The sequence below is a fragment of the Stappia sp. MMSF_3263 genome (assembly GCF_030733745.1).
Taxonomy (GTDB): Bacteria; Pseudomonadota; Alphaproteobacteria; order Rhizobiales; family Stappiaceae; genus Stappia.
On sequence record NZ_JASHIK010000001.1, the window covers coordinates 477,937 to 503,083 of the forward strand.

Below are 25,147 nucleotides of genomic sequence, written 5' to 3' on the forward strand. Positions count from 1 at the left end.
CGCGTGCAGAAAGCCGGCGAGTGGACAAGGGCGAGTGGAAAAGAGTGTCATGCTGAAATCCGTCGAGGATGTCTCGCAGTCGTCGAAGGGCGATGTCGCCTTCGAGCGGCCGCAGCCCCGTGCGCGCTCCCGCAGGCGCATCGGCGTCCTGGCAATGAAGGCCCTGCTTCAGGCGCTGATCGCGCTTGCCGTCCTTGGTCTCGCCTATCAGGGCATGTCCCGGCTGATCCTCGCCAAGGACCCCGTCCCCGTCCGCCAGGCGCGCGAGACCACCTATATCGTCGAGCTGCAGCCGGTCGAGATCCGCGATCACGCACCGCTCCTGTCTCTCTATGGTGAAGTTCTGGCGGCGCGCACGGCGGAGCTGCGCACTCTCGTTGCCGGCGAGATCATCCGTGTCAATCCGCTGCTCGAGACCGGTTCGGTGATCACCGCCGGCGAGGAGCTCGTCGCCATCGACCGCTTCCAGTACGAGGGCGCGGTCACCGAGGCGCGTGCCAACCTGGCCGAGGCCCGCGCCGTGCTTGTCGAGGCGCGGGGCCGGGTCGCCACGGAGGAAGGCAATGTCGAGCGCGCTCGCGAGCAGCTTGCCTTTGCCGAACGCGACCTGGAGCGGGCTGCCCAGTTGCGCGACAGCGGCTCAGTCACCGAACGCACCCTCGACGAGCGCCGGCTGCTCGTCTCCCAGCGTGCCCAGGCGCTCGAGCAGCGGCGCAATGCGCTGACCGTCGAAACCGCCCGGGTCACCCAGCAGGAAGCGGCGATCGAGCGGCTCGAGTGGCGCCTTGAAGAGGCCGAGAAGAACCTTTCGGACACGGTCCTGAAAGCGCCGTTCTCCGCCGTGGTGCGATCCGAGAATGCCGCCATTGGCCGGCTCGTCGGCGTCAACGACGTCGTGGCGACCCTCTATGACCGCGATGCGCTCGAGGTGCGCCTGACGCTGTCCGACAACCAGTATGGCCGCATCCTGGCCGACAGCGGCACCGTCGTCGGCCGCCCGGTCGAGGTGTTGTGGTATATCGGTGGCACGCCCGTCACCTATTCCGGCGAGATCCGGCGCATCGGCGCCGATGTGGCGCTCCAGCGCGGCGGTATCGATGTCTACGCCCACGTCACTGTGGCGGAGGGCCAGACCGTGCTGCGCCCCGGCGCCTTCGTCGAGGTCCGCCTTGATGACCGCACCTATCCCGGCACCGCGCGCATTCCCGAAGGCGCCCTCTACGGGACCGACCACGTTTTCGTCGCCGTCGACGGCCGCACCGTGCGGCGTGACGTGGAGGTCGTTGCCTTCGACGGAACCGAGCTGATCGTTCGCGGCGACCTTCGGGGCGGCGACCAGCTGGTCGCCACCCGTCTCGACCAGGCCGGCGAGGGCATCCTCATCGCCGAGCCGTCGAACCGTGCGCCGGGTGGCGGCAAGCCGGCGCCTGACGGCGGGACCCGGTCCGGCGGGAACCAGTGACAATGCGCGACACCGGCTACGTTCCCAAGAGCGTCATCGGCCATTTCCTGCGGCACCACAACGCGGCCAACCTGGTCATGGTGCTGATGATCCTGTTCGGCGCCTTCGGCCTGGCCCGGCTCAATGCGGAATTCTTCCCGCAGATCGTCATCGATCGCATTTCGGTCTCCGTTTCCTGGCCCGGTGCCAGCGCGGAGGACGTGGAGAAGAACATCCTCCAGGCGATCGAGCCGGAGCTGCGTTTCATCGACAATGTCGACGAGATGATCTCCTACGCCCGGGAGGGTTCGGCCTCGGTGCGGCTGGAGTTCCTCGAAGGCGCCGACATGCAGAAGGCGCTCTCGGACGTGGAGCAGGCGATCGCCGGGGTGACGACGCTGCCGGAGGACGCGGAGACCCCGCGCATCTCGCTCGCCAACTGGTTCGACCGGGTGGCGCGTGTTGCCCTGCGCGGTCCCTTCAGCGAGGACGCGCTGAAGAGCTATGCCCGCCAGATCCGCGACGACCTGATCGCGCGCGGCATCGACAAGGTCACCTTCAACGGCTTCCGCGACACCGAGTTCGTCGTCAAGGTTCCCGAGCGCGAGCTGCGCCGCCTCGACATGACGCTGGCAGACATTTCCGAACGCGTCGCGGCCAACACCCGCGACCTGCCCTCCGGCAATCTCCAGGGCGGCGTGGAGCGGCAGGTGAGGGCGGTCGCCGACACCACCTCGCCGGAGGCGATCAGCCGCATCGTCGTGAAGTCGTTCCCCAGTGGCGAGAAGGTGGAGCTGCGCGATGTCGCCGAGGTCTCGCGGTCCTACGACAAGGACCAGGTGATCGGCTATTCCGACGGCATGCGCGCCGTCGAGCTGACGGTCGAGCGCTCCGCCCAGGCGGACCAGCTCAAGGTCAACGCCATTCTCGACCGCTATCTCGCCGAGATCGGGCCGCGCCTGCCGCAGTCGCTGGAACTGGTCAAGTACGAGGTGCGCGCGGAAGGTCTTAGCCAGCGCATCATGATCCTGGTCGAGAACGGCATTTCCGGTCTCTTCCTCGTCGTCATCGTGCTCTTTGCCTTCCTCAACGCGCGCATCGCGCTGTGGGTGGCGGCCGGCATTCCCGTCGCCATCCTGGCGACCATCGGCATCATGTGGATCTCGGGCCAGACCATCAACATGATCTCGCTTTTCGCGCTGATCATGACGCTCGGCATCATCGTCGACGACGCCATCGTCGTCGGCGAGCACACCGCGACGCGCGTCGCCATGGGCGACAGTCCCTACGCGGCGGCGGAGGAGGGAGCGGGCCGCATGCTGTGGCCCATCGTCGCCGCCTCGACAACGACCATCGCCGCCTTCCTGCCGATCATGCTGATGGGCGACACGATCGGCCAGATCATGGGCGCCTTGCCGCTGGTCGTCATCGCCGTCGTCATAGCCAGCATCGTCGAGTGCTTCTTCGTGCTGCCGGGGCACCTTGCCCACTCGCTGTCGCGCGTACCGTCGTGGAGCTGGTGGCGGGTGGTGCTTCTGGCCGGAGCGCCGGCGCTGTTCGTCATCGGCCTTGCCGGACGCCCGGACATCGCCGTGCCGCCCTGGCTCGACTGGCTGGCTGTGCCCGCCCGCTCCGCCCGCGAAGGCCTTGGCGAGATCGCCTTCGACACCGTCGTGCTCGGTCTCTTCTTCCTCCTCGCCGCGGCACTGGAGTTCCTGCTCCTCGTCCTGCGCCGCCTGCGCGCCCGCAGCCCCTATGACGAGCGCCCCGGCTGGTTCCGGCGCGGTTTCGACGCCGGTTTCGGCTGGACGCGGGACGTTCCCTTCCGCGGCCTTGTGCGCATTGCCTACGACTGGCGTTATGTCACCGTCGCCATCGCGGTCGCCACCCTGCTGCTCACCGCCGGGTTGATGCGCGGCAATCATGTGGGCTTCCGCTTCTTCCCTTCGCCGGAGGCGGAGAACATCCGCGCCTCGGTCGATTTCGTCGCCGGCATCTCCATCGAGGATGCCGAGGCCGCCCTGCTTCGGGTCGATGCGGCCCTGCGCCAGGCGGAGGAGCGGCTGACGGCGGAAAACGGCGAGAAGCTCGTCGTCGCCTCCTATGCGACGCTCGGCCAGTCCGGCTACAATCGCGGCAACAATGTCGCCAGCATCGACGTCCAGCTCACCGCCTCGGAAGAGCGCACCATCCGTACGCCGGAAGTCGTCCAGGCCTGGCGCCGGGCGCTGCCGGATATTCCCGGTACCAAGCGCGTCGCCGTGTTCGAGCGGCGCGGCGGCCCTCCCGGACGCGATCTCGACATCCGCCTGATGGGCGATGACATCAACGCCCTGAAGCAGGCCTCGCTCGAGCTGCAGGAACTTCTGACCGCCTATCCCGGTGTCGACGGCGTCGCCGACGACCTGCCCTATGGCAAGCCGGAACTGGTGATCGAGCTCAGCCCGCGCGGCCGGGCTCTCGGCTTCACCGTGGAAAGCGCCGCGCGCCAGATCCGCTCGGCGCTGGAAGGCACCATCCCGCGCCGCTTCGCCCGCGGCGAGGAAGAGATCACCATCCGCGTCCAGCAGGAGCTGGAGCTTGGCGGCGGTGGCGCGCTGCGCGATCTTGCGCTGAAGGCGCCGGGCGGCACCTTCGTGCCCCTGACCGAGGTGATCACCCTCTCCGACCGGCAGGGCTTCTCGGTCATCCAGCGCCGCGACGGCCGCATCACCATCTCCGTCTCGGCCGATGTCGACGCCGACGTCACGTCCAATATCCAGATCGTCCAGGACCTGGAGACCGGCAAGATGCAGGAGATCGCCGGCAAGTACGGCGCCGACTACCGTTATTCGGGACGCGAGGAGGAGCGGCGCGCCGCCTTCTCGGACCTGCAGCTCGGCACGGTCGCGGCAATGGCGATGATCTACATCATCCTGGCGGCGATCTTCGCCAGCTACTTCAAGCCCCTGGCGGTGATGTCGATCATTCCGTTCGGGGCCGTCGGCGCGGTCTTCGGCCACTACATGATGGGCTACGACCTGACCATCCTCAGCTTCATCGGCCTGCTTGGCCTCTCCGGCATCCTGGTCAACAACTCGATCATTCTGGTCGACCGCTTCGAGGACCGCATCAAGGAGGGCCAGTCGGTCGCCGATGCGGCGGTGTCCTCGGCGCAGGACCGCCTGCGCGCGGTGCTGCTCACCTCGCTGACCACCATTGGCGGTCTCGCGCCGCTGCTGTTCGAGACCAGCCTGCAGGCGAAGTTCCTGATGCCGATGACGATCACCATCGTCTTCGGACTGTCTACGGCGACCGTGCTGGTGCTCGTCCTCGTGCCCGCCCTGATGGGGATCGGCGACGATATCGCCCGGCTCCTGTCGACTTCGCGCGCGCCGCGTCCGGGCCCCGGCGACGGCGTCTCCGGCCCGCCCGCCCGCATGTCCGGCAGCGGCGGCGTTCCGGCGGAGTAGGGTTCGCATTTTCCAGCGGGCGCGCAGCGTCACGCGTCGTGAAAATGCGTCAGGAAAGCCTGCGTTGCCGGCGACTACGCGGCCGACAATTGCCTTGCGAACTCCGCCGCCATGGTCGCCGCCCGGGCGAGGTTCCCGTCCCAGGTCGCCGGCCTCGCATTTTCCAGCGGGCGCGCAGCGTCACGCGTCGTGAAAATGCGTCAGGAAAGCCATTTTCCAGCGGGCGCGCAGCGCCGCGCGTCGTGAAAATGCGGCGGAAAGCCTGCGTTGCCGGCGACTACGCGGCTGACAATTGCCTGGCGAACTCCGCCGCCATGGACGCCGCCCGGGCGAGGTTCCCGTCCCAGGTTGCCGGCGACGCTCCGCGCGGGGCAAGGTCGTGATTGCCGTCTTCCAGCCAGTCGATCCGTACATGCTCCGGCAGGGTCTTGTCCGCCAGGTCGGCGGCGCTGCCGAACCCGTCGCGGTCGCCCTGGGCGATCAGCACAGGCCGCCGGGCGCCTTCCAGCGGGGCCATGCGCCAGTCGTCGGGCTTGCCCTGCGGGTGGAACGGATAGCCGAGGCAGACAACGCCCGCGACGCGCTTGGGCAGCGATCCGCCGGCCGTCAGGATTGCGGCGACCCGTCCGCCCATCGACTTGCCGCCGATCAGCACCGGCCCGCTCGTCTGCGCCAGCACCGCCTGCAGCGCCGCCTGGTATTCGCTGACGAGCAGTTCCGCCTTGGGCGGGGGCTTTTTCGGCCCGCCATTGCGCCGCCCGGCCATGTAGGCGAACTCGAACCGGGCGACCGCCAGCCCCGCCGCCGCCGCGTGGCCGGCGAAACGGTTCATGAAGCCGGAATCCATCGCCGCCCCGGCGCCATGGGCGAGCAGCAGTGTCGCCGCGGCCGGCGTGTCGCCTTCGGGGCGGGTCCAGAGAAGCTCGGTCATGCGTGGCCTTTGGTCGCGATCTGTTGAAATTCGTTGCGACCGCCTATCTCACGGGATGGGGTAAGGTGCAAGCACGCATGCATGGACTGAGCGCCCGGTTCCTCGACCGTATCGGACTTCAGTGCCCCACGATGTGCAGGCTGGATCCAGGACAATCGCGACAGGAGCGGTATCAGGTTGCAATGTCTCCCCAGACGACACACGCGGCCCTTCCGACGCCGTATTTCGCCCGTTTGTTCGTGCGTCAGGTTCACCGTTGAATGGAGCGATTGTGAGAGAGCTTCTTCTTGCATTGCTGTTTGCAGCGCTCCTCCCCGTTCCGGTTCGCTCTGCGCCGGGTGAGGCAACGGGAGAGCAGGTGGGCCCGCGGCGCAGCGTCACGTCGGAGTCGTCTGAAGTCAGCGGTTCCCGGCGCATAGGAACTTACAACCCCCTCCATTCCTGTAGCCTTCCGGAGGTTCCCGAAGGAGCGCAGGTCGTCTTCGTTGGAACGCGCTACGCCGAAGCCCTGTCAACTGTCACAGTTGTCGGACAGGATCGGATTACGGGGGCAGGGCGCCTCATTGTCGAGGATGGAGCGGCGTCGCTCTATGTGGTTGCTGCTTCGGCGGCCGGGATGATCTGGACCATTGAGGGCAGTGTCGGGCGCATCAGCCGTTTTGTCGGCATCGCCCCTGATGGACACGCAGGACTTACCGGCTTGCCCGCAGACAAGGTGTCCTGGCGGAATTGCCCACATCTGTCTGGCGACCACTGGCTTCCCGAGAACACATTGAGGGCGCCGTTTCAGGAGGCCCTCTCGACTCGCTTCAAGGGGCAGGTGCCGATATTCATCGGTGTCCGGCAACTGGTAACCGTCCACGTGCCCTCCGGGCGTCACGAAGCGGGGCGGCGCGCTAATGCAGGTAGTCCGTCTGGCAATCTCACCGAAACACAGTTCAAGCGGTTCTATCCCGGTGGCCTGCGCCAGATCGATCCCAGGGCAGTCGTCTCGCCGGTGGAGGTTGCGGCATATGAGGTACTGCCGAGTCTTGCTGGCCTTCTGCAGCTTTCGCGGGAAGGTAGGGTGAAGGTTATCAGCGACGGATCCTACAAAATAGTCAAGCGGATCCCCCGGTTTCCGGCCGGTCTTACGGCCGCGCTCAGCGTCAAATGGCTTCTCGCGGAAGGAGTCCCGATCCCCGCCGGCGACCCGTTGCAATCTCCGGTCTTCTCGGAGAAGACGAGGGAATGCGTCGCCGGCGCCCTGTGCCGAATGTCTCGCGATCTAAAACAATAGAGCTGGCCGATGCGCAGGCGAACCTGTCCGTGGCCTTTGGTCGCGATCTGTTGAAATTCGTTGCGACCGCCTATCTCACGGGATGGGGTAAGGTGCAAGCACGGCTCTTTCCCACGGGGTGAAAATCCGCCCCTGACAGCCGGCGCAAGGACACGCGTTGTCGGGCGGGCAGGGTCCGTGGGCAACGAAGGCGGGAGCAAGGAATGAGCGAAGCGACGGTCAGGCTCCTGCTGTTTCTCGGCATCTTCGCGGCGATGGCGCTGTTCGAGCTTGTCCTGCCGCGCCGCGAGTTGATCTTCTCGCGCGCCCGCCGTTGGACCACCAACCTGGCCATCGTCGCCGCCGACACGGCCGTTCTCAGGATCGTCTTCCCGATGGCAGCCGTCGGCGTCGCCCTGTGGGCGCAAGCGGGCGGCTACGGCCTCTTCGCGCTCGCCGGCCTTCCACTCTGGCTTGCCGGATTGCTCGGTTTCGTGCTGCTCGATTTCGCCGTCTGGGCCGAGCATTGGGCCTCGCACAAGATCCCGCTGCTCTGGCGCATTCACAAGATGCACCATGCCGACCGCGACATCGACCTGACCACGGCGCTGCGCTTTCATCCGCTGGAGATCGTCATCTCCATGCTCTGGAAGGCGGTCATCGTGCTCGCCTTCGGCATTCCGGCTGTCGCCGTTCTCGTCTTCGAGGTGGTGCTCAACGGCGCGGCCATGTTCAACCACGCCAATTTCCGTCTGCCGCTTGCCCTCGACCGCCGGCTGCGGCTCTTCCTTGTCACGCCGGACATGCACCGGGTGCACCATTCCGTCATCCGTTCGGAGACGGACAGCAACTACGGCTTCAACCTCGCCGTCTGGGACCGGATCTTCGGCACCTATACCGACCAGCCCCGCGAAGGGCACGAGGGCATGGTGATCGGCCTGGCGGAGTATCAGCACGAGGGGCCGAACGGCATCCTCTGGTCGCTGGCACTGCCGTTCCGCCGGCCGGAAGCCACGACGGACGCGCCGCCTCCGGAGGCTCCGGCCTCAGTAAAACCCGACGGGAAAGTAGCGTAGATAAAGCTCGGAATAGACGCCGTCGATCTGCAGCCGGTAGAGCGCGTGGTCGACGGCCGCCTGGCGCACGCTGTCGTCGGCGCGGAAGGCGATGGCCATGCCCTTGTCGAAATAGCCCGGCTCGATCCACGGCCCTCCGACAAATGTGCAGCAGTTGCCCGAGGTCGTTCCGTTGAGCCAGAAGGACAGCGACAGCCCGTCGCCGAAATGGGCGGCCGCCTCTTCGGTGCCGAGTGCGGCGCGCGCCTCCGTCGCCCCCTCGTAGGTGACGATCTCCGCATCGGCGAAATACGCCTTCAGGAACGCCTCGTGGACGGTTCCCCCGACCACCGAGATCCGCTTGCCGGCAAGCCCTTCCGGTGTTGGGTCCACCTCCTTGCCCTTCAGCACTGCAAAGCGCGCCGGCAGGCCAAGATAGCGGTCGGAGAAGCGCAGCGTCTTCACGTTCGCCTCGGTCAGGGCAAGCCCGGCAATGATCGCGTCGCCCTCCTCGCGCACCAGCGCGGGCACCAGCGCGTCGAAGGATTTGATGCGCAGCGAGCAGGCCGCGTTCAGCTCCTCGCAGATCGCCCGTGCCAGATCGATGTTGAAGCCGGTCAGCCGGCCCGTTCCGTCGCGAAACGAGAAGGGGGGGAAATCATCGCTCGCCAGGAAGCGGATCGTTTCCGGCTCGATCAGCGGGCGGTCGCCGATACCGCGCGGGTCCCAGAAGTTGGGCACCGTTACCGGCATCGCATCGGCCTGCGGGGCGAGCGGCCCGAGATCCTGCGCCGCCGCCGGGCGGATGGCGGAAAGCGGGCTGAATGCAACCGAAATGAAAGCAAGGGTTGCAAAGGCGAGGGTTCTGCTATCAAATCGCATCAGCATATTGGCCGTTTGTCGGGGGGCAGGCTGCATGGGGGCGCTGGCGCCGGTTGTTTTGCTGTCCGGTCTTCCGGGGCATCCTTTGTCACTGCAGGTCCTGCCAAGGCGTGCCTGCTTGCAGCCGCGTCACCGGCTGCGGTGTCCGTCGCATCGGGTCCGGCGGCCCGGTTGATGGTCGAGACGCTGCGCCCCGGTCCCGAACCTGCAGCCGTTCCGGATATCGGGTCGATTCTATCACATGCCCATGCGAGCTCGTCCAGCCGAACCGTCACCGCACGGCGCGGAACGCCCGCACAACCTGTCCGGGGGGCCACGCGGCATGGCATGATGCTGCCGCCGGAAATCGTGCTGCTGGGTCGGCGAGGCGCACCGGTGGCCCTGTTGCACGGGCTGGCGGGGCGTGGCGGGGGCTCGCCCGTGCGCCTTGCCCGGCTAGCCGTCGAGCGCGGGCTGGTCTCGGCCGAGGCCTATTATTGCGCGCTTGCCGAGAGCCTCGGCCTGCCGTTTCTGCCCGAAGGCGCGTTCCGTGCCGATTTCTCGGCCCGCTTTCCGTTGCCGCCGGGAGTTGCCGGACCCGTCTTCTGCGGCCGCAACGCCCTTGGCGAGCGCGTCGTGGTGCTGGCCCCGCTTCCCGAGACGGTGCCGGCGATCCGCGCGCTGCTGCGGCGGGCGCCGGATCTTGCCCGCCGTCTTCGCATCGCCACTCCCGCCGCGATCGCCAGTGCCGCCCGCACGGCCGATCCGGCCTTGCGTCTTGCCTTCGACAAGCCCGGGCTGAGCGCCCGTCACCGGCTCACGCCGCAGCAGGTCGCCGTCGGTGCGGCGCTTCTTGCCGCGCTAGCGGCCGGTCACTTCCTGTCGCTGAAGATGATGGGGGTCGCCCTCTCCGTTGCGGTCACGGTGCTCGGCATGCTGCCCGGCGCGGTGCGCGCGCTCGCTGGCGTGTCGCGCCCCAGGGCCCGCTCTCCCGCCAGGCTGCTTTCCGGTGTCGAGCTGCCTGCCTATACGGTGCTCGTGCCGCTCTACCGCGAGGCCCGTGTCGCACGCAGCCTCGTCACCCATCTGGCGGCATTCGACTATCCGCAGGGCCGACTGGAGGTTCTTTTCCTGCTTGAGGAGGACGATGCGGAAACGGCCGCCGCGCTGGCGCCCGAACTCCTCCCGCATATGCGCATCCTCACCGTGCGCGGCGCCGGTCCGCGCACCAAGCCGCGCGCCCTGACCCACGGGCTCGAGCAGGCGCGCGGCGAGATCGTCGCGGTCTATGACGGGGAGGACAGGCCCGAGCCGGACCAGCTCCGTCTCGCCGCCTCGCTGTTTGCGGAACTGCCCGTCGGCGTCGCGGCGTTGCAGGCGCACCTGGCCATCGATCATCGCAGCGTGCGGTTCTTTCCCCGTCAGTTCCTGCTGGAATATTCCGGTCTTTTCGACTGCCTTCTGCCCTGGATGGCGGCGCGGGGCTGGCCCTTTCCGCTTGGCGGAACGTCCAATCACTTTCGCCGGGCCGCCCTTGTCGCGGTCGGCGGCTGGGACCCCTACAACGTGACGGAGGATGCCGACCTCGCCATTCGCCTCTGCCGCGCCGGCCACCGCCTCGAGATGCTCGCCTCCACCACGTTCGAGGAGGCGCCGCTCACCTGGCGTGCCTGGCACGGCCAGCGCACCCGCTGGCTCAAGGGCTGGCTGCAGACGCTTCTCGTCACCTTGCGCGATCCCTTCGCACTTGCCGGCGAGATGCGCCGCACCCGTCTTGCCGTGCTCCTGGTCTATCTCCTCGGCATGGTGGTGACGCTCGCCGCGCATCCGGTCTTCGTCGCCATCCTGCTGCTCTACGGCTCGGGTCTCGCCGATCTGCAGTTCTATGCCGATGCGCTCACCGGGGTGACCTTCACGCTCGCCGGCGTCAGCGTGGTGCTGTGCTATGCCAGCATGACGCTGCTTGCGATCGGCGGATCGGCGGCCCGCAACCGCCTGCCGGCCCTGCACGACCTGCTGCTCATCCCGGTCTACTGGCTGGCCCAGAGCCTTGCCTTCTACGCGGCGGTGGTCGACCTCGTCCGCCGGCCGCACAACTGGAGCAAGACCGAGCACGGCCTTGCCCGCCGGCCGCGCCGTGCCCCGGGACGCAGGTGAGGCAAGGGCGAGGCGCAACAGCGGGTTTGAGGATTGCCCGCCCGCGCGATAGACAGGAGACGAGAGGCCGCCGGAACGCGGCGATTCCCGTTTCGCCCCGGCCTCGCCGGCGGCAGCGATCATGACGAACCGGCAGGCAGGCACTTGGCGTCCTTTTCCTTCGTTCACGCGGCCGATCTTCACCTTGGCAGCCCGCTAGCCGGTCTTGCCGCGCGCGACCCGGCGATGGCCGCGCGCTTCGGCGATGCCACCCGCCAGGCGGTTTCCGCGCTTGTCACCCGCACCATCGAGCTGGACGCGCGGTTCCTGGTGATCGCCGGCGATGTTTATGACGGGCCCTGGCCGGACAATTCCGTCGGCCTCTTCTTCAACCGCGAGATGGCCCGTCTCGGCCGCGCCGGCATTCCCGTCTTCGTCCTGCGCGGCAATCATGACGCGGAGAGCGTGGTGACGAAATCCGTCACCCTGCCGGACAATGTCGCCACCTTCGACACCCGCAAGCCGCAGACCCACGTCATCGGGGACCTTCGCGTCGCCCTGCACGGCCAGGGCTTCGCCGACCGGCAGGTGACCGAAAACCTTGCGCTTTCCTATCCGCCCGCCCTTGCCGGCCATCTCAATATCGGCGTGTTGCACACCTCGCTGACCGGCCGCCCGCCGCATGCCGACTACGCGCCCTGTTCTCTCAACGACCTGCTGTCCAAGGGCTACGACTACTGGGCGCTCGGCCATGTCCATGCCCACGAGATCGTCCATCCCGACCCGCCGGTGGTCTTTCCCGGCAACATCCAGGGCCGCAGCATCCGCGAGACGGGGGCCAAGGGCGCCGTGCTTGTCAATGTCGAGGACGGGGCAATCGCTACGGTCGAGCGGCTGATCGTCGACGAGGCGCGATTTGCCCGGGTCGAGGTGGATGCAACTGGCGCCGATGACCTCGCAGCGCTCCTGCGCGCAGCCGAAACCGCCATTGGCGAGGTGTTGCAGGCGGGCGAGGGGCGTCCGCTCGCCCTGCGCGTCCGGCTTTCGGGTCGCTCTTCCCTGCGTGGTTGGGCCCTTGCCAACCGCGCAACGCTCACCGACGAGATCGGCAATCTCTGCGGCCATCTCGCCGCCGAGGCCTGGCTGGAAAAGCTCCAGCTCGACCTTCATGCGGAGGCGGAGGCCGCCCCGCTCGTCGCCGGGGACGCGGCGCTCGACCTCGGTGCCCTGATCGAGGAAGCCGCCTCGGACGGGGAGTTGCGCGCCGAGGCGCAGCGCCAGCTCGCCCTCCTGGCCGGTAAGCTTCCCGGCGGGCTCGTCGATCCGGCCGCGCCCTTCGGCGAGGATCTCGACGCGCTTCTCGCCGAGGCGCGCCTGCTGCTTGCCGAACGCATCGCGGAAGGGGGCCGGGCGTGAGGTTCGAGCGCCTTCACCTCATCCGCTACGGCGCCCTGACCGACCGGGAGTTCCGCTTTCGCCCCGGCGCCGGCCTGCATCTTCTCTACGGGCCCAACGAGGCCGGCAAGAGCTCGGCGCTCGCCGCCATTTCCGATCTGCTCTTCGGCTTTTCCGAAAAGCGCGACGCGCCGCGCTACGATTTCCTGCATGAGGCGAAGGACCTGCGCGTCGCCGCAACATTGCTTGCATCCGACGGGCGCGAGCTCGCCTTCCGCCGCCGCAAGGGACGCAAGAACACGCTGCTTGCCGATGACGAGGCGGAAAGCCCCTTGCGCGACGATGCGCTGGCGCCGTTTCTCGGCGGGCTCTCGCGCGAGGTCTTCGAGCTCTCCTTCGGCCTCGATTCCGCGCGGCTGAAGCAGGGCGGCGATGCCCTCATCGACGGCGAGGGCGAGGAGGGCGGCCGGGTCTTCGCGGCGGCCTCCGGCCTGCACGGGCTCAACGCCCTGCGCGACGCGCTCGAGGCCGAGGCCGACGGGCTCTTTGCCCCGCGTGCCTCGCGTGACCGCAAGGTCTACCAGGTTCTCGACCGCCACGATGTCGCCCGCCGCGCCGAGCGCGACCGTGCCCTGCGCGCGGCGGAGTGGAAGCGCCTCAATGCCGAGGTCGACGCCGCCGAGGCCGCCGTCGCCGAGGCGGAAGCCGCGCTCACCGAGACCGGCCGGCGCGCCACGAGGCTGCGCAAGCTGCTCGCCCTGTTGCCGCTCCTCAGCCGCATCGGCCGCGCCGAGGCAGAGCTTGCCGCCTTCGCCGATCTGGCCGAACTGCCGGCCGGCCTGTCGGAGAAGCTTCGCGCCGCGATGGCCGCCTGCGAAGGCGCGCGGCAGGCCCTCGAGGAGGCGACGCGGACCCGCGACGAGGCACGCGCCCGGCGCGGCGCCATCACGGTAGACGAGACGCTGCTGGCCGCCGGCGGCGAGATCACCACCCTGCATGCAAGGCTTGAGGCTTATCGCCAGCGCCGCGAGCAGCTGCCCCGTATCGAGGGGGAGGCGGAGGAGTTCGAGCGGGCTCTGCTGGCGCTTCTCGACCGCCTCGGCCAGGGCGGTTCCTCGGTGCCCGAGAGCGAGGCCCTGCGCGCCTTGCAGCCGGGCGATGCCGTCCTTGCCGATCTTGCCGCGCGCCTTGCCGAGGGCCGCGACCTGCGCCGCGAGCGAACCGATCTGGCGGCCGTGCTTGCCCGCGAGGCGAAAGCCCTCGAGGAACTCGAGCGGCAGGCCGGCAGCGCGCCGGCGCGGGATCCGGCCCCCTTGCGGGCACGGCTTGCGGCTCTTGCCCCCGACATCCGCGAGCTGGAGGAGCGTGACCGCCTGTCGGGCGAGCACCAGCGGTTGCGCCGCCGCGTTGCCGAGCAGGCCGCCCGGCTGGCCCCGCCGCTCGCCGCCCCGGTCGCCGATGCCGACGCGCTCGCCGCCGCCCGCCTGCCGGGCGTCGATGAGATGGGCGAACACCGCGCCCGCTTCGAGGACCTCGCCGAGGATCTGCGCCGCAATGCCGAGCGTCGCCTTGCCGAGGACGAGGAGATCGCCCGCCTCGACATCGCCATCGCCGAGACCGGGCGCGGAGAGGAGATGCCTTCGCCCGAGAGGATCCGTGCCGCCCGTGCCGCGCGCGATGCGGCCCTTGCCCGCTACGTCGAGGCGGATGCCGCCGCCCGGGACGCGCTGCGCGGCGAGGTCGAGGCCCTGCTGCGCGCCGCCGACAGCCTCGCCGACCAGGCAATCGCCGAGGCCGACCGCGTTTCCCGCCATGCCGCCGACACTGCCCGCCGCGCGGCGCTCCTGCGTCAGCAGGCCGTGACGCAGGGCGAGGCGGACCGTCTTGCCGGTGAACGGGCGCAGGCGATCGCCGCCTGGAAGGCGCTTTTCGCGCCACTCGGCATCGAGCCTTCCGGCGTCGCCGCGATGATCGAGTGGCGCCGCGCCGTCGACCGGCTGCTCGAGGAGCGCGAGGAGGCCGGGGTGGTCGCCGCCCGGATCGCCACGCTCGAGGCCACCGCCTCCCGTGTCCGCCCGCCGCTCACCGCCCTTGCCGGCGAGCTCGGCCTGGAGACGGGCGAGGGTGAGGATGTCGCCCTCCTCTATCGCCGCGTCGCCGGGGAGTTGGAGGCACGCGGCACCGCATTCCATGAAGGGCGCAGCCTTGCCGGCCGGATCGGCGATGCGCGTGCCCGCCTTGCGGAAGCGCAGGAGCGGGCGACGGTGCTTGATGCCGCGCTCGGCCGGTGGCGCGAGGGGTTCGACGCGGCGCTTGTCGCCGTCGGCGGTACCGCCGGCATGGAGGTGGACGCCGCCCAGGCGCTGCTCGATGTCTGGCGGGAACTGCCCGCGACCCTGCGTGAGCGGGACAACCGCGCCGGCCGGGTGCGCGGCATGCTGCGCGACAACGAGACCTTTGCGGCCGAGGCGCGCGCGCTGGCCGCCCGCCTTGCCCCGGACCTTACCCCTGATCCCGTCGGGCAAGGCCTTGCCGACGCCGCGCCCGACATGCTCGTCGCCGAGTTGCAGAAACGGCTGGAGGGCGAACGCGTCTCGCTCACGCGTGCCGAAGCAGCCGACGAGGCGTTGCAGCGTGCGGGCGAGGTCCTGGCGCGGGCACAGGCTGCGCTGACCGCCGCCGACAACGCCTGTGCCGGGGCGCTCTCCGGCCTGCCCGAGACCCTGAGCGCCGACCCTTCCGCCCTTGCCGGACGTCTCGCGGAGCGCGACAAGCTTGGCCGCGCCCTTGCCGATAACCTCGCGCTCTTCGACGAGACGGCGGAAGGCGAGGCGCGGGCGGATGTTGCCGCCGAGCTGGAGGGCTTCGATCCGGAGGCGGCCCGCGCCGAGCTTGCCCTTCTCGACAGCGAGAGCGAGCGCCGCACCGGCGCGCTGAAGGAGGCGCACGGCCGCGCCCAGCAGGCGCTTGCCGACCGCCAAGCGGCGGAGACCGGGCAAGGGGCGGAGACCGCCGCCTTCGAGCGTCTGTCGGCGGAGGCCGAGCTGGTCGAGCTCGGCCGACAGTGGTTCGTCACCCGCCTTGCCTCGCTGCTGCTGTCCGGCGCGTTTGAGCATCACCGCGCCCGCCAGGGCGACCCGCTGCTGGAGAGTGCGGGGCAGTTGCTCGCCTCGCTGACGCAGGGCGCCTTCGAGGGGCTGCGGCGCGAGTTCGGCGACGACGACCGGCCGCGTCTACTCGCCCGTCGCGCCAGTGGCGAGCTTGTCGGCCTCGACGGCCTCAGCGAGGGCACCCGCGACCAGCTCTATCTCGCCCTGCGCCTTGCCTTCCTCGCCGACTATTCGGCGCGGGCCGAGGCCGCGCCCTTCATCGGCGACGATCTCTTCCAGAGCTTCGACGACGCCCGCACCGCCGCCGGCCTGCGCACGCTCGCCGGCCAGTCGCAGGTGATCCAGCCGATCCTCTTCACCCATCATGCGAGCGTCGTCGACATCGCCCGGCGCGAGCTCGGCGACCGGCTCGACCTGCTGGAATTCTGAAGGACCGCCCGATGCCGGAGCCCCGCCATGCGTAGCGAGACAGTGCGCAACGAGCCGGTCGACACGCTGATCCTCGGCGCGGGGGCGGCCGGCATGATGTGCGCGATCCATGCCGCCGCGCGCGGCGACCGCGTGCTTGTCGTCGACCATGCCAGGGCGCCGGGCGAGAAGATCCGCATTTCCGGCGGCGGGCGCTGCAATTTCACAAACACCGGTGCGACGGCGCGCAACTTCCTCTCTGCAAACCCGCATTTCGCCAAGTCGGCGCTCGGCCGCTACACGCCGCGCGACTTCATCGCCATGGTCGACCGGCATGGGATCCCCTGGCACGAGAAGACCCTCGGCCAGCTCTTCTGCGACAATTCCGCCAAGGACATCATCGCCATGCTGGTCGGTGAGATGCGCAAGGCCGGCGCCGAACTGCGCCTCGGCACGGTGCTGGAAAGCATTGCGCGCAAGGAAGACGGCTTTGCAGCAACGCTTGGCGGCGAGGGGGCGGCAACCGTCGCCTGCCGCCGGTTCGTCGTCGCCTGCGGCGGCAAGTCGATCCCCAAGATGGGCGCCACCGGCCTCGGCTACCGGATCGCCGAACAGTTCGGCCTCGCGGTGACCGAGACCCGCGCCGGCCTCGTGCCGCTCACCTTCGGCGAGGACGTTCTGGCCGGCTTCCGCGAGATTGCCGGCGTCGCCGCCGACGCGCGCGTTTCCTGCGGCAAGACCTCTTTCGACGAGGCGCTGCTCTTCACCCATCGCGGCCTGTCGGGGCCGGCGATCCTGCAGATCTCCTCCTATTGGCGCGAACGCCAGCCGGTGCGCGTCGCCTTCCTCCCGGACTGCGACCTGCTTGCCGAGTTGAAGGCCTCGAAACGGGAAAACGGCCGCCGCACCATCGTCAACGCGCTGGGCGAGATCCTGCCGAAGCGGCTCGCCGCCCATCTCTCAGCGCTTCACGGCTGGTCGGGAACCATGGGCGAGGCCAGCGACCGGCGTCTTTCCGCCATTGCCGCCGCCCTGCAGGGCTGGGACCTCTTCCCCATCGGCACGGAAGGCTACCGCACGGCCGAGGTGACGCTGGGCGGCGTCGACACGGCCGGCCTCGATTCAAGGACGATGGAGGCGAAGTCGGTGCCCGGCCTCTATTTCATCGGCGAGGTCGTCGACGTCACCGGCTGGCTCGGCGGCTACAATTTCCAGTGGGCGTGGTCGTCCGGCTGGGCCGCCGGCACTGCCATTGCCGAAAGGACGGGGAGATGAGCGGGCAGGCGGCAATCGGAACGGAGCCCTGTATCTGGCTCGTCCAAGGTCATGATCTTAGTGAAAATGGTCGGGCGTGGAGGTCTGCCGAGAGTTTCGAGAATGGTGACATTGAGCCCGAGTCGGTTCTGAAGTCGATGAGGCAGACCGCGGTCGGCTGGTTCCTGCCACAAGAGCGGTTCCCCACAGACAACTATCCGCGCCCGAACCACTATCCCCCGGCGCACGAACAGCCGGCACCGCAGATCTTTTCCAACGGATTCATCTTCCTGGCGGGCGAAAGCGCCAAGGTGGTGCGAAGCTTCGACATGGGTGAGGGTGCGCTCTATCCCGCGCGCCTCTGGCATCCGGACGGCAAGACGCCCATGCCGGGCGAGTTCTTCTATCTCAGCCAGGGCAACAAGAAGGACGCCTTTCTGAGGGAGCGGTCCGATGACAAGGGTCTCGATGCGATGTCGCAGGGGCGATGGCTTGTGCGTGTCGTCCGCGCCCGGGCGCCGCGGCTGCTCTTCTCGGAAAGCGTCCTCGAGGGGCCCGACATCTGGTGGGACAAGTCGATCTACATCCACTTCTTCATCAGCGACCGGTTGAAGCGCGCCCTCGATCAGCGATGCCTGTCGAGGGACTGGCACCTCGTCCGTTGTCCGGTCGTCACGGAAGAGGGCTGACCGGCGCGCGCAAGGTGCGCTGCTCTTTCCTTGCCCAACTCTCGGCTGTCATCCCCGGCTTGACCGGGGACCCATTGGCAACCCCGGCGGATGTTGCCGGCACCGCCTGTGGCGGCAGGCGCGGAGAGCCGCGCGATCAGTGGGGGACGCGGCTGTCGCTTGCGCACCGGACCGGAACGGCACCGCCTTGCCCCCGTCGCTATCGCTCTGGGAACGAATGGGCCCCCGCTCTGCGCTGCGCTCCGGCGGGGGTGACGGCCGGGGATGGGGTGGCGGTTGAGTGCCGTCGGTAGGAGCGAACTGGCGCTCCGAGGACAGGGCGGTGATCGAGTCTCGGTCGCGCCGCAACCCGTCCGGAACGACAGAAATGCGGGCATCGCCACTTGCACCCCTCTCCCCCCTTGAGGGGGAGATGTTCCCGACAGGGGACAGAGGGGGGGCAGCACCGACCAATTCCGTCGTCGCATGGTGCTGGCGCCACTCTTGCCTTTCCCTCCGCCGTCATCCCTCCGTGCCGCCGATGTCACGTCGGCCTTTCCTCCCTCTCGGCCGTCATCCCCGGCTTGACCGGGGATCCATTGGCAACCCCGGCGGATGTTGCCGGCACCGCCGGTTGCGGCAGGCGTGGAGAGCCGCGCGATCAGTGGGGGAAGCGGCTGTCGCTTGCGCGCCGGACCGGCACGCCGCCGCGACCTCCTCCACGCCCGCTCTGGGAACGAATGGGCCCCCGCTCTTCGCTTCGCTCCGGCGGGGGTGACGGCTTGAGGGCGGGGCGGCGGCAGAGTGCCGACTGCACCGCGTGATGCGGGAATGCGGGCATCGCCTCACGCACCCCTCTCCCCCTTGAGGGGGAGATGTCCCCGACAGAGGACAGAGGGGGGGCTGCACTGGCCAATCCCTCCGTCAGATGGTGCTGGTGCCACCCTTGCTATCCGCCCGACCGCCATCCCCGCCGCCGATGTCTCGCCGGCCTTTCCTCCCTCTCGGCCGTCATCCCCGGCTTGACCGGGGACCCATTGGCAACCCCGGCGGATGTTGCCGGCACCGCCTGTGGCGGCAGGCGCGGAGAGCCGCGCGATCAGTGGGGGACGCGGCTGTCGCTTGCGCGCCGGACCGGCACGCCACCGCCTTGCCCCCCTCGCCGCCGCTCCGGGAACGAATAGGCCCCCGCTCTTCGCTTCGCTCCGGCGGGGGTGACGACCTTGCGGGTGGGGTGGGAGCCGCTCCCCCGGGTCGTCCGCATTTTCCTGTCGGATGAGGCCTTGCACTCCACTTCTTGAATTACGTGAGTAGTCACGTATATAGACTGCAACAGTCACGTATCAGGAAAGGATGCGACCATGAATGCCCTCGTGTTCTCGCTGCTCGATATCGCCGCACTGATCGAGAAGCGTCTCGACCGGCCGCTGGCCGGCGCGCGCGGCGTCAGCTTCCGCGAGTATCGCCTGCTGAAGAGCCTTTCGGAGTTTCCGCAAGGGCGCGCAATGCGGGTGGAGCTTGCCCAGGCTGTCGGCCTGACGCCCTCGGCCGTGACCCGCGCACTGAAGCCGCTGGAGAAGATCGGCTATGTCACCACCGAGAAGGGTGAGCGCGATGCCCGTCAGAGCCTGGCCTGCCTGACCGGGGCCGGCGAGATCCTGGTGTCCGATGCCGATGCCATCGTCGCCGACGTGGTCGCGGGCCTGCCGGCCACCACGATCAGCGAGAGCCAGCTGGCCGAGCTCCATCGCGGCCTTGCCGGTCCGCCGGCAAGCCGCGCACGGCCCTTTGCCGTGGCGCAATCCTAGGGGCCGAGCCTGGATCGATCCCCCGCGCTTCCTTGGAAAAAGCGCGGGGGCTATCCGTTGCCGCTGCTGTCCTGCGTCGCCGTCGGCTTGCAGGCGGACGGATCGTCGAGGCGATAGGTATGGGGCGAACGGCTGATGACTGTCAGAAAACCGCTGTCCGCCCAACTGACGATCAACTGATTGGCGTCCCATACGCCATGCCCGTCACCGGTGATCGCCTGAAAGATCTCGCTTTCGCTCGCCACGCAGTTCTGACGGCGAAGCAGGGCGATGGCGGAGGCTGCCGGTCCGTTGAAGGCGGTTTCCTCCCGCACGGGCGTGTCCGCGTTCTCCGTTCCCGGCAAGGCGCCGGCGCACAGGCGAAGGGCAGCGTCCAGTGCAGCAGACGAGCCGGCCAGCGAAATCCTGCCGCCGCCGAACTCGGCGGCACGGAAACTCACCCGGTTTCCAGCCTTCAGCAACGCCAGGAACGGGGCGTGCGCCTGCGCATCGAATTTCGCCTCATAGGTCTGCTGGCCGTTTTCCGACGGCCCGGCCTTTTGCATCTCGAGCCCGTAGCCACGGCCGTTGATCTCGAACCGGACAGAGGCGGTTTCCGCCGAATAGCCCGGGTCGGCGACGGTCAGTTGCCAGGAGGTCGTCCCGCCTGCCGTTGGCACGCAGGCAAGGGCCAGGCAGTCGCCCGCCCCGCAACCTGAAGCGCCGGCGAATGCGCCGTTGTGGTTGAACGTCGTCCATCCGCTCGCGGCAGTGGAGGGGGTGGCAAGGCCGGCAAGCAGCACGAGAGTGGATAGCAACGAAAAACAGGGGAGGAACGTGGCTCGTGCGAACCGGCGTCGTGCGCGAAACTCTGGCATCGGGATCTTTCGGCAATGAATGCGAGGAGGGTCACTGTCTTCGCGTCATCAAAACGGGCCGACCCTGCCGGGTCAAGCCGGGCTGGTCCTTGTCCCTGCTGCCCGCGTATAAATCTTGCCAGGACACCTGCCACCAGTTCGCCCACCGGATCCTTCATGCCCCTTGCCGTCGTTCACCATCCCGCCTATTGCGCAGAGATCCCGGCGGGTCACCGCTTTCCGATGAACAAGTTCCGCCGCCTCGCCGAGGTGCTGGCCGAGGAGGGGATTGTTGCGCCGGGCGGGTATCGCCAGCCGGTTCCCGCGCCCGCCGAATGGGTGGCGCTTGCTCATGAACGCGCCTATGTCGACCAGGTCTTCGCCGCCGCGGTGCCGCCGAAGATCACCCGCGAGATCGGCCTGCCGATGAGCGAGGCGGTCGGCTTCAGGGCCCGCTGCGCCACGGCCGGCACGGTGTTGACGGCGACGCTGGCGCTGGAACACGGCATTGCCTGCAACACGGCGGGCGGCAGCCACCATGCGCGCCGCGCCCATGGCGCGGGTTTCTGTGTCTTCAACGATGTCGCCGTTGCGATCCGCGTCCTGATGGCCGACGGCGCGATCCGCCGGGCGATGGTGGTCGATCTCGACGTGCACCAGGGCGACGGCACGGCGGAGATCCTCGCCGACGCACCCTCGGTCTTCACGCTCTCCATGCATGCCAGGCGCAACTATCCGGTGCGCAAGGTGGCCTCGACCCTCGACATCGCGCTGGAGGACGGGCTTGGCGATGCTCCCTATCTGGACGAACTGCGCCGGGCCCTGCCGCAGGCCCTGCAATCCTTCCGACCGGATATCGTCTTCTACAATGCCGGCGTCGACCCGCACGAGGAGGACCGGCTCGGTCGTCTCGCGCTTTCGGACGAAGGACTGGAGGCGCGCGAGCGCTTCGTCATCGCGGCGGTGCGAGGCGCAGGCATTCCGCTCGCGGGCGTAATCGGCGGCGGCTATCTGGAGGATATCGACCGGCTGGCGCGCCGCCACGCGATCCTGCATCGGGTGGCGGCGGAATTCGCCTGAGGCTGCAAGGGACGAGGCAGCAACGGTCTCAGCCCCCGCGCCCCAGGTTCATCAGGCGGATGACGATCCACACCGGCACCACGACGAGGGCGCCGAGCACGAAATAGCCGCCGAGCTGGCCGAGAGCCTCGAAGCCCAGGTTCCAAAGCCTGCGGATGAAGCTGACGACGCCGTCAAAGACGTCGAGCGGATGCAGGTCGAGCGCCGAAAGAAGCACGCCGACGACGAAGGAGAGCACCACGAGCTTGAGGATCACGCGGCCAGGCGAATCCCCGAGAAAGCGGCTGAGCGGTCGGTTGGTCATTGGCGGTTCCTGAAATGTCCTTGGGCCCTAATCCCGGGCTCGGTTCCCGGCTGTCCGCCCGGTCGGTCATCCGGAAGATGTAGGCGGGCGGCCCCTTGCGATCAAACCGAAAATGCAGGCGCGGGCCGGCGTCGTCCCGGTTTCGGTGCATTGACATGGATCCTTGGGAAAAACGTCAAGATGATGCCACAATGGAACGGGAAACCTCGCCTGCGTCCGGATGACGGCAGGGGGGCGTTCCTGCCTGGCGACGGGCAGCGGTCCGGGAGGCGGCGGATCGTGTCGCGCAAGCGCCTGCCAGGTGACCACCTTGCGCAGGAAAGCCGGAACCGAGCCGGCCCGCCAACGACCGCGACAGACGGTTGCTGCGGGCCAAAGCCAAGGACAGTTCAGCCATGACCACGATTGCCCGCAAACCCCTCGCATGCCTGGCCGCCGCCATTGCCCTCGCGTTGTCCGCCGCGACCGGCAGCGCCGGCGCGCAGCAGGAGCCCTCGATCACCGGTACCTGGCGCATCGCGGCGCTGGCGGCCCCGGGCGGTGCGCTGGTCGATCTCGACGGCACGCTTGCCGGCCGCACGGAGGTGACCGTCGACCGGCACGGATTGTGGCTCGCCTCGGCCGGCTGCAACCGCCTGCGCGGCACGCTGGAGCAGGACGGCCAGGATCTCGCCGTCTCCGAAGAGGTGATGGCGACCAAGATGGCCTGCCAGGGGCCGGCCGGCGACCTGGAACGCCGCTTCATGCATTTCTTCCCGGCCGCCGTCAGGGTCGACGGCATGCCCGACCGCGTCCTGCTGCGCGATCGCTCCGGCGCCGCCGTGGTGCTGCTCGTCGGCAAGTAGGCGAGCCGGACGCCGCTTGCGGCCCGGACCTGCGCGGATGAAAAGGGCGGCCACCGGCCGCCCTTCGTGTTCGGACTTCGCTGCCCTCGCGCCTCAGGCCGCTTCCCGCTCCTCGCCCTTGTCCGGCGCGAAGCGTTCGTAGAAGCGCTGGTCGGTCTTGGCCATCTCCTTCAGCAGCCGGTTGGCCTTGAAGCGCGGTCCCCATTTCCTGGTGAACTTGCGGCACAGGTCCGCGAAGGCCGCCGTTCCCATGCCGTCGATATAGGAAATCGTGCCGCCGGTGAACGGCGCGAAGCCGAAGCCGAGGATCGAGCCGACATCCGCCTCGCGCACATCCGTCAGGCATTTCTCCTCGAAGATCCGGGCCGTTTCCAGCGCCTGCATGACAAGGAAACGCTGCTTCAGCTCCTCGACATTGAAGGCCTCCGCCGGCTTCGGCTTGCCGACGACGTCCGGAATGCCCGGCCACAGCTTCTTCTCGCGCCCCTCGTAGTCGTAGAAGCCCTTGCCGTTCTTGCGCCCGAAGCGCTCGCGCTTGACCACCATCTCCTCGAGGATGTTGTCGAGCGGTCCCTCGACATATTTCACGCCGAGGTCCTTGCGCGTCGCCGAGACGATTTTCCAGGCAAGGTCGAGCGCCACCTCGTCGCCCAGCGACAGCGGCCCGACCGGCATGCCGGCCATGCGCCCGCAATTCTCGATCATCGCCGCCGGCACCCCGTCGGCGAGCATCATCAGCCCCTCGCGGATATAGGTCATGACCACGCGCGAGGTGTAGAAGCCGCGTGAATCGTTGACCACGATCGGCGTCTTCTTGATCGCCTTGATGTAGTCGAGCGCCATGGCGAGCGCCTTGTCGCCGGTCTTCTTGCCCAGGATCACCTCGACCAGCATCATCTTGTCGACGGGCGAGAAGAAGTGGATGCCGATGAAGTTCTTCGGCCGCTTCGAGGCTTCGGCCAGCGAGGTGATCGGCAGGGTCGAGGTGTTGGAGGCGTAGATCGCCCGCGATTTCAGCACCGCCTCCGCCTTCTCGGTGACGGCGCGCTTGATCTCGCGGTCCTCGAACACGGCTTCGATGACCAGGTCGCAATCGGCGAGCGCCTCGTAATCCGGCGTCGCGGTGATCCGCGAAAGCAGCGCCTCGCGGTCGGCCTCGGTGGCCCTGCCGCGCTTCATCGCCTTGGAGACCAGCGCGTCGGAATGCGCCTTGCCCTTGTCGGCCGCTTCCTGGTCGCGGTCGATCAGCACCACGTCGATGCCGGCCCTGGCCGTGACATAGGCAATGCCGGCGCCCATGAAGCCGGCGCCGAGAATGCCGACCTTGCGGATGCGGTTCGCCTTCACGTCCGCCGGCCGCCGCGCACCCTTGTTGAGCTCCTGCATGGAGACGAAGAGCGAGCGGATCATGCTCGCCGCCTCCGGCGTCTGCAGCACATGGGCGAAGTGCCGGCTTTCCACCGTCAGCGCCTGGTCCATCGGCATCAAGAGGCCCTCGTAGACCGACTGCATGATGCCGCGCGCGCCCGGATAGTTGTCATGCGTCTCGCGCCGGTAGATGGCGTTGGCCGCCGGCCAGAACTGGAAGCCGGCGGGCGAATAGACCGGGCCGTTGGGAAGCTTGAAGCCCTTCTTGTCCCAGGGCTTGACCGGATCGACGCCGGCCTTGAGCAGCTTGACGGCCGCCGCCACCAGCTTTTTCGCCGGAGCGGTCTCGTCGACGAGCTTCATCGCCAGCGCCTGCTTGGCGTTTAGCGTCTTGCCTTGCAGCAGGAACTGCATGCCCTGCTGTCCGTCGGCCATGCGCATCACCCGCTGGGTGCCGCCGGCGCCCGGGAAGAGGCCGACCTTGACCTCGGGAAGCGCCATCTTGAAGACGTCCTCCTCCGCCGCGATGCGGGCGTGGCAGGCCAGCGCCAGTTCGGTCGCCCCGCCCATGCAAGTGCCGTTCAGCGCGGCGACGAAAGGCTTGCCGCAGGTTTCCAGCTTGCGGAAGATCTGCGACAGCCGCCTCGATCCGTCGAACAGCAGCTGCGCCGCGCCTTCCGGGTCCTTCGCGCGCTTGGCGTGGAAGTCGCGCAGCAGGCCCTCCAGCATGGTGAGGTCCGCGCCGCCGGAAAACGCCGGCTTGCCGGAGGTGATCACCGCGCCCTTCAGCGTTGCGTCGCCGGCAACCTTGTCGATCAGCTCGTCGAGTTCGTCCATCACCGAAATGTCGATGACATTCATGCTCTTGCCCGGCATGTCCCAGACGATGTGGGCAATACCGGCATCGATGGTCAGGGAGAAATTCGTGTAAGCCATG

General features: G+C 68.5%; 17 protein-coding genes. 12 read left to right on the forward strand and 5 right to left on the reverse strand.

What is annotated here, in order from left to right:
• The first annotated feature begins 34 nt into the window (after positions 1-34).
• Positions 35-1,462, forward strand: a complete 1,428-nt coding sequence (locus tag RBB46_RS02295) for an efflux RND transporter periplasmic adaptor subunit (protein WP_306027225.1) — start codon at positions 35-37, stop codon at positions 1,460-1,462.
• 2 nt (positions 1,463-1,464) lie between these two features.
• On the forward strand, positions 1,465-4,893 hold the full coding sequence (locus RBB46_RS02300) for an efflux RND transporter permease subunit (RefSeq protein WP_306027226.1): 3,429 nt from the start codon (positions 1,465-1,467) through the stop codon (positions 4,891-4,893).
• 277 nt (positions 4,894-5,170) lie between these two features.
• Here RBB46_RS02300 and RBB46_RS02305 read toward each other — a convergent pair whose 3' ends face one another.
• Positions 5,171-5,824 carry an alpha/beta family hydrolase gene (locus RBB46_RS02305; RefSeq protein ID WP_306027227.1) on the reverse strand — a complete coding sequence of 218 codons (654 nt, stop codon included), beginning with the start codon at positions 5,822-5,824 and terminating at the stop codon, positions 5,171-5,173.
• A gap of 616 nt (positions 5,825-6,440) precedes the next feature.
• On the opposite strand from RBB46_RS02305, the gene RBB46_RS02310 reads away from it, so the two are divergent.
• Together RBB46_RS02310 and RBB46_RS02315 are read left to right on the forward strand one after the other, a co-directional pair.
• A complete protein-coding gene (locus RBB46_RS02310; protein ID WP_306027228.1) occupies positions 6,441-7,103 on the forward strand; it encodes a hypothetical protein in 663 nt (220 codons plus the stop codon).
• A gap of 203 nt (positions 7,104-7,306) precedes the next feature.
• Positions 7,307-8,158, forward strand: a complete 852-nt coding sequence (locus RBB46_RS02315) for a sterol desaturase family protein (RefSeq protein WP_306027229.1) — start codon at positions 7,307-7,309, stop codon at positions 8,156-8,158.
• Here RBB46_RS02315 and RBB46_RS02320 read toward each other — a convergent pair.
• Positions 8,129-9,019, reverse strand: a complete 891-nt coding sequence (locus RBB46_RS02320) for a transporter substrate-binding domain-containing protein (protein ID WP_306027230.1) — start codon at positions 9,017-9,019, stop codon at positions 8,129-8,131. The two genes, RBB46_RS02315 and RBB46_RS02320, sit on opposite strands and share 30 nt — an antisense overlap.
• Before the next feature lie 327 nt (positions 9,020-9,346).
• On the opposite strand from RBB46_RS02320, the gene RBB46_RS02325 reads away from it, so the two are divergent.
• The 6 genes from RBB46_RS02325 (at position 9,347) to RBB46_RS02350 (ending at position 19,777) form a co-directional block, all read left to right on the forward strand.
• On the forward strand, positions 9,347-11,155 hold the full coding sequence (locus RBB46_RS02325) for a glycosyltransferase (RefSeq protein ID WP_306027231.1): 1,809 nt from the start codon (positions 9,347-9,349) through the stop codon (positions 11,153-11,155).
• Between the two features lie 144 nt (positions 11,156-11,299).
• Entirely contained in the window at positions 11,300-12,550 is a 1,251-nt protein-coding gene (locus RBB46_RS02330) for a DNA repair exonuclease (RefSeq protein ID WP_306027232.1), read from the forward strand.
• Complete coding sequence (locus RBB46_RS02335; protein WP_306027233.1) at positions 12,547-16,068, forward strand: YhaN family protein; 3,522 nt, start codon at positions 12,547-12,549, stop codon at positions 16,066-16,068. The genes RBB46_RS02330 and RBB46_RS02335 overlap by 4 nt, the downstream gene beginning before the upstream one ends.
• A gap of 27 nt (positions 16,069-16,095) precedes the next feature.
• Positions 16,096-17,322 carry an NAD(P)/FAD-dependent oxidoreductase gene (locus RBB46_RS02340; protein WP_306027234.1) on the forward strand — a complete coding sequence of 409 codons (1,227 nt, stop codon included), beginning with the start codon at positions 16,096-16,098 and terminating at the stop codon, positions 17,320-17,322.
• Between the two features lie 137 nt (positions 17,323-17,459).
• Positions 17,460-17,990, forward strand: a complete 531-nt coding sequence (locus tag RBB46_RS02345; protein WP_306027235.1) for a hypothetical protein — start codon at positions 17,460-17,462, stop codon at positions 17,988-17,990.
• A 1,340-nt stretch (positions 17,991-19,330) separates the two neighbouring features.
• On the forward strand, positions 19,331-19,777 hold the full coding sequence (locus RBB46_RS02350; protein WP_306027236.1) for a MarR family winged helix-turn-helix transcriptional regulator: 447 nt from the start codon (positions 19,331-19,333) through the stop codon (positions 19,775-19,777).
• A 50-nt stretch (positions 19,778-19,827) separates the two neighbouring features.
• Here RBB46_RS02350 and RBB46_RS02355 read toward each other — a convergent pair whose 3' ends face one another.
• Positions 19,828-20,574: a hypothetical protein gene (locus tag RBB46_RS02355; RefSeq protein WP_306027237.1), complete on the reverse strand. Its 747-nt coding sequence runs from the start codon at positions 20,572-20,574 to the stop codon at positions 19,828-19,830.
• A gap of 216 nt (positions 20,575-20,790) precedes the next feature.
• Here RBB46_RS02355 and RBB46_RS02360 point away from each other — a divergent pair, with 216 nt between their 5' ends.
• The gene (locus tag RBB46_RS02360; RefSeq protein WP_306027238.1) at positions 20,791-21,693 is read left to right on the forward strand and encodes a histone deacetylase; all 903 of its coding nucleotides are present in this window, start codon (positions 20,791-20,793) and stop codon (positions 21,691-21,693) included.
• A 28-nt stretch (positions 21,694-21,721) separates the two neighbouring features.
• On the opposite strand, the gene RBB46_RS02365 is transcribed toward RBB46_RS02360, so the two are convergent.
• Complete coding sequence (locus tag RBB46_RS02365; RefSeq protein ID WP_306027239.1) at positions 21,722-21,997, reverse strand: DUF6460 domain-containing protein; 276 nt, start codon at positions 21,995-21,997, stop codon at positions 21,722-21,724.
• Positions 21,998-22,392: 395 nt separating this feature from the next.
• Between RBB46_RS02365 and RBB46_RS02370 the strand changes: the two genes are divergently transcribed.
• Positions 22,393-22,842, forward strand: a complete 450-nt coding sequence (locus RBB46_RS02370) for an META domain-containing protein (RefSeq protein WP_306027240.1) — start codon at positions 22,393-22,395, stop codon at positions 22,840-22,842.
• Positions 22,843-22,935: 93 nt separating this feature from the next.
• On the opposite strand, the gene RBB46_RS02375 is transcribed toward RBB46_RS02370, so the two are convergent.
• Positions 22,936-25,146, reverse strand: a complete 2,211-nt coding sequence (locus RBB46_RS02375; RefSeq protein WP_306027241.1) for an FAD-dependent oxidoreductase — start codon at positions 25,144-25,146, stop codon at positions 22,936-22,938.
• Between the last annotated feature and the right edge of the window lies 1 nt (position 25,147).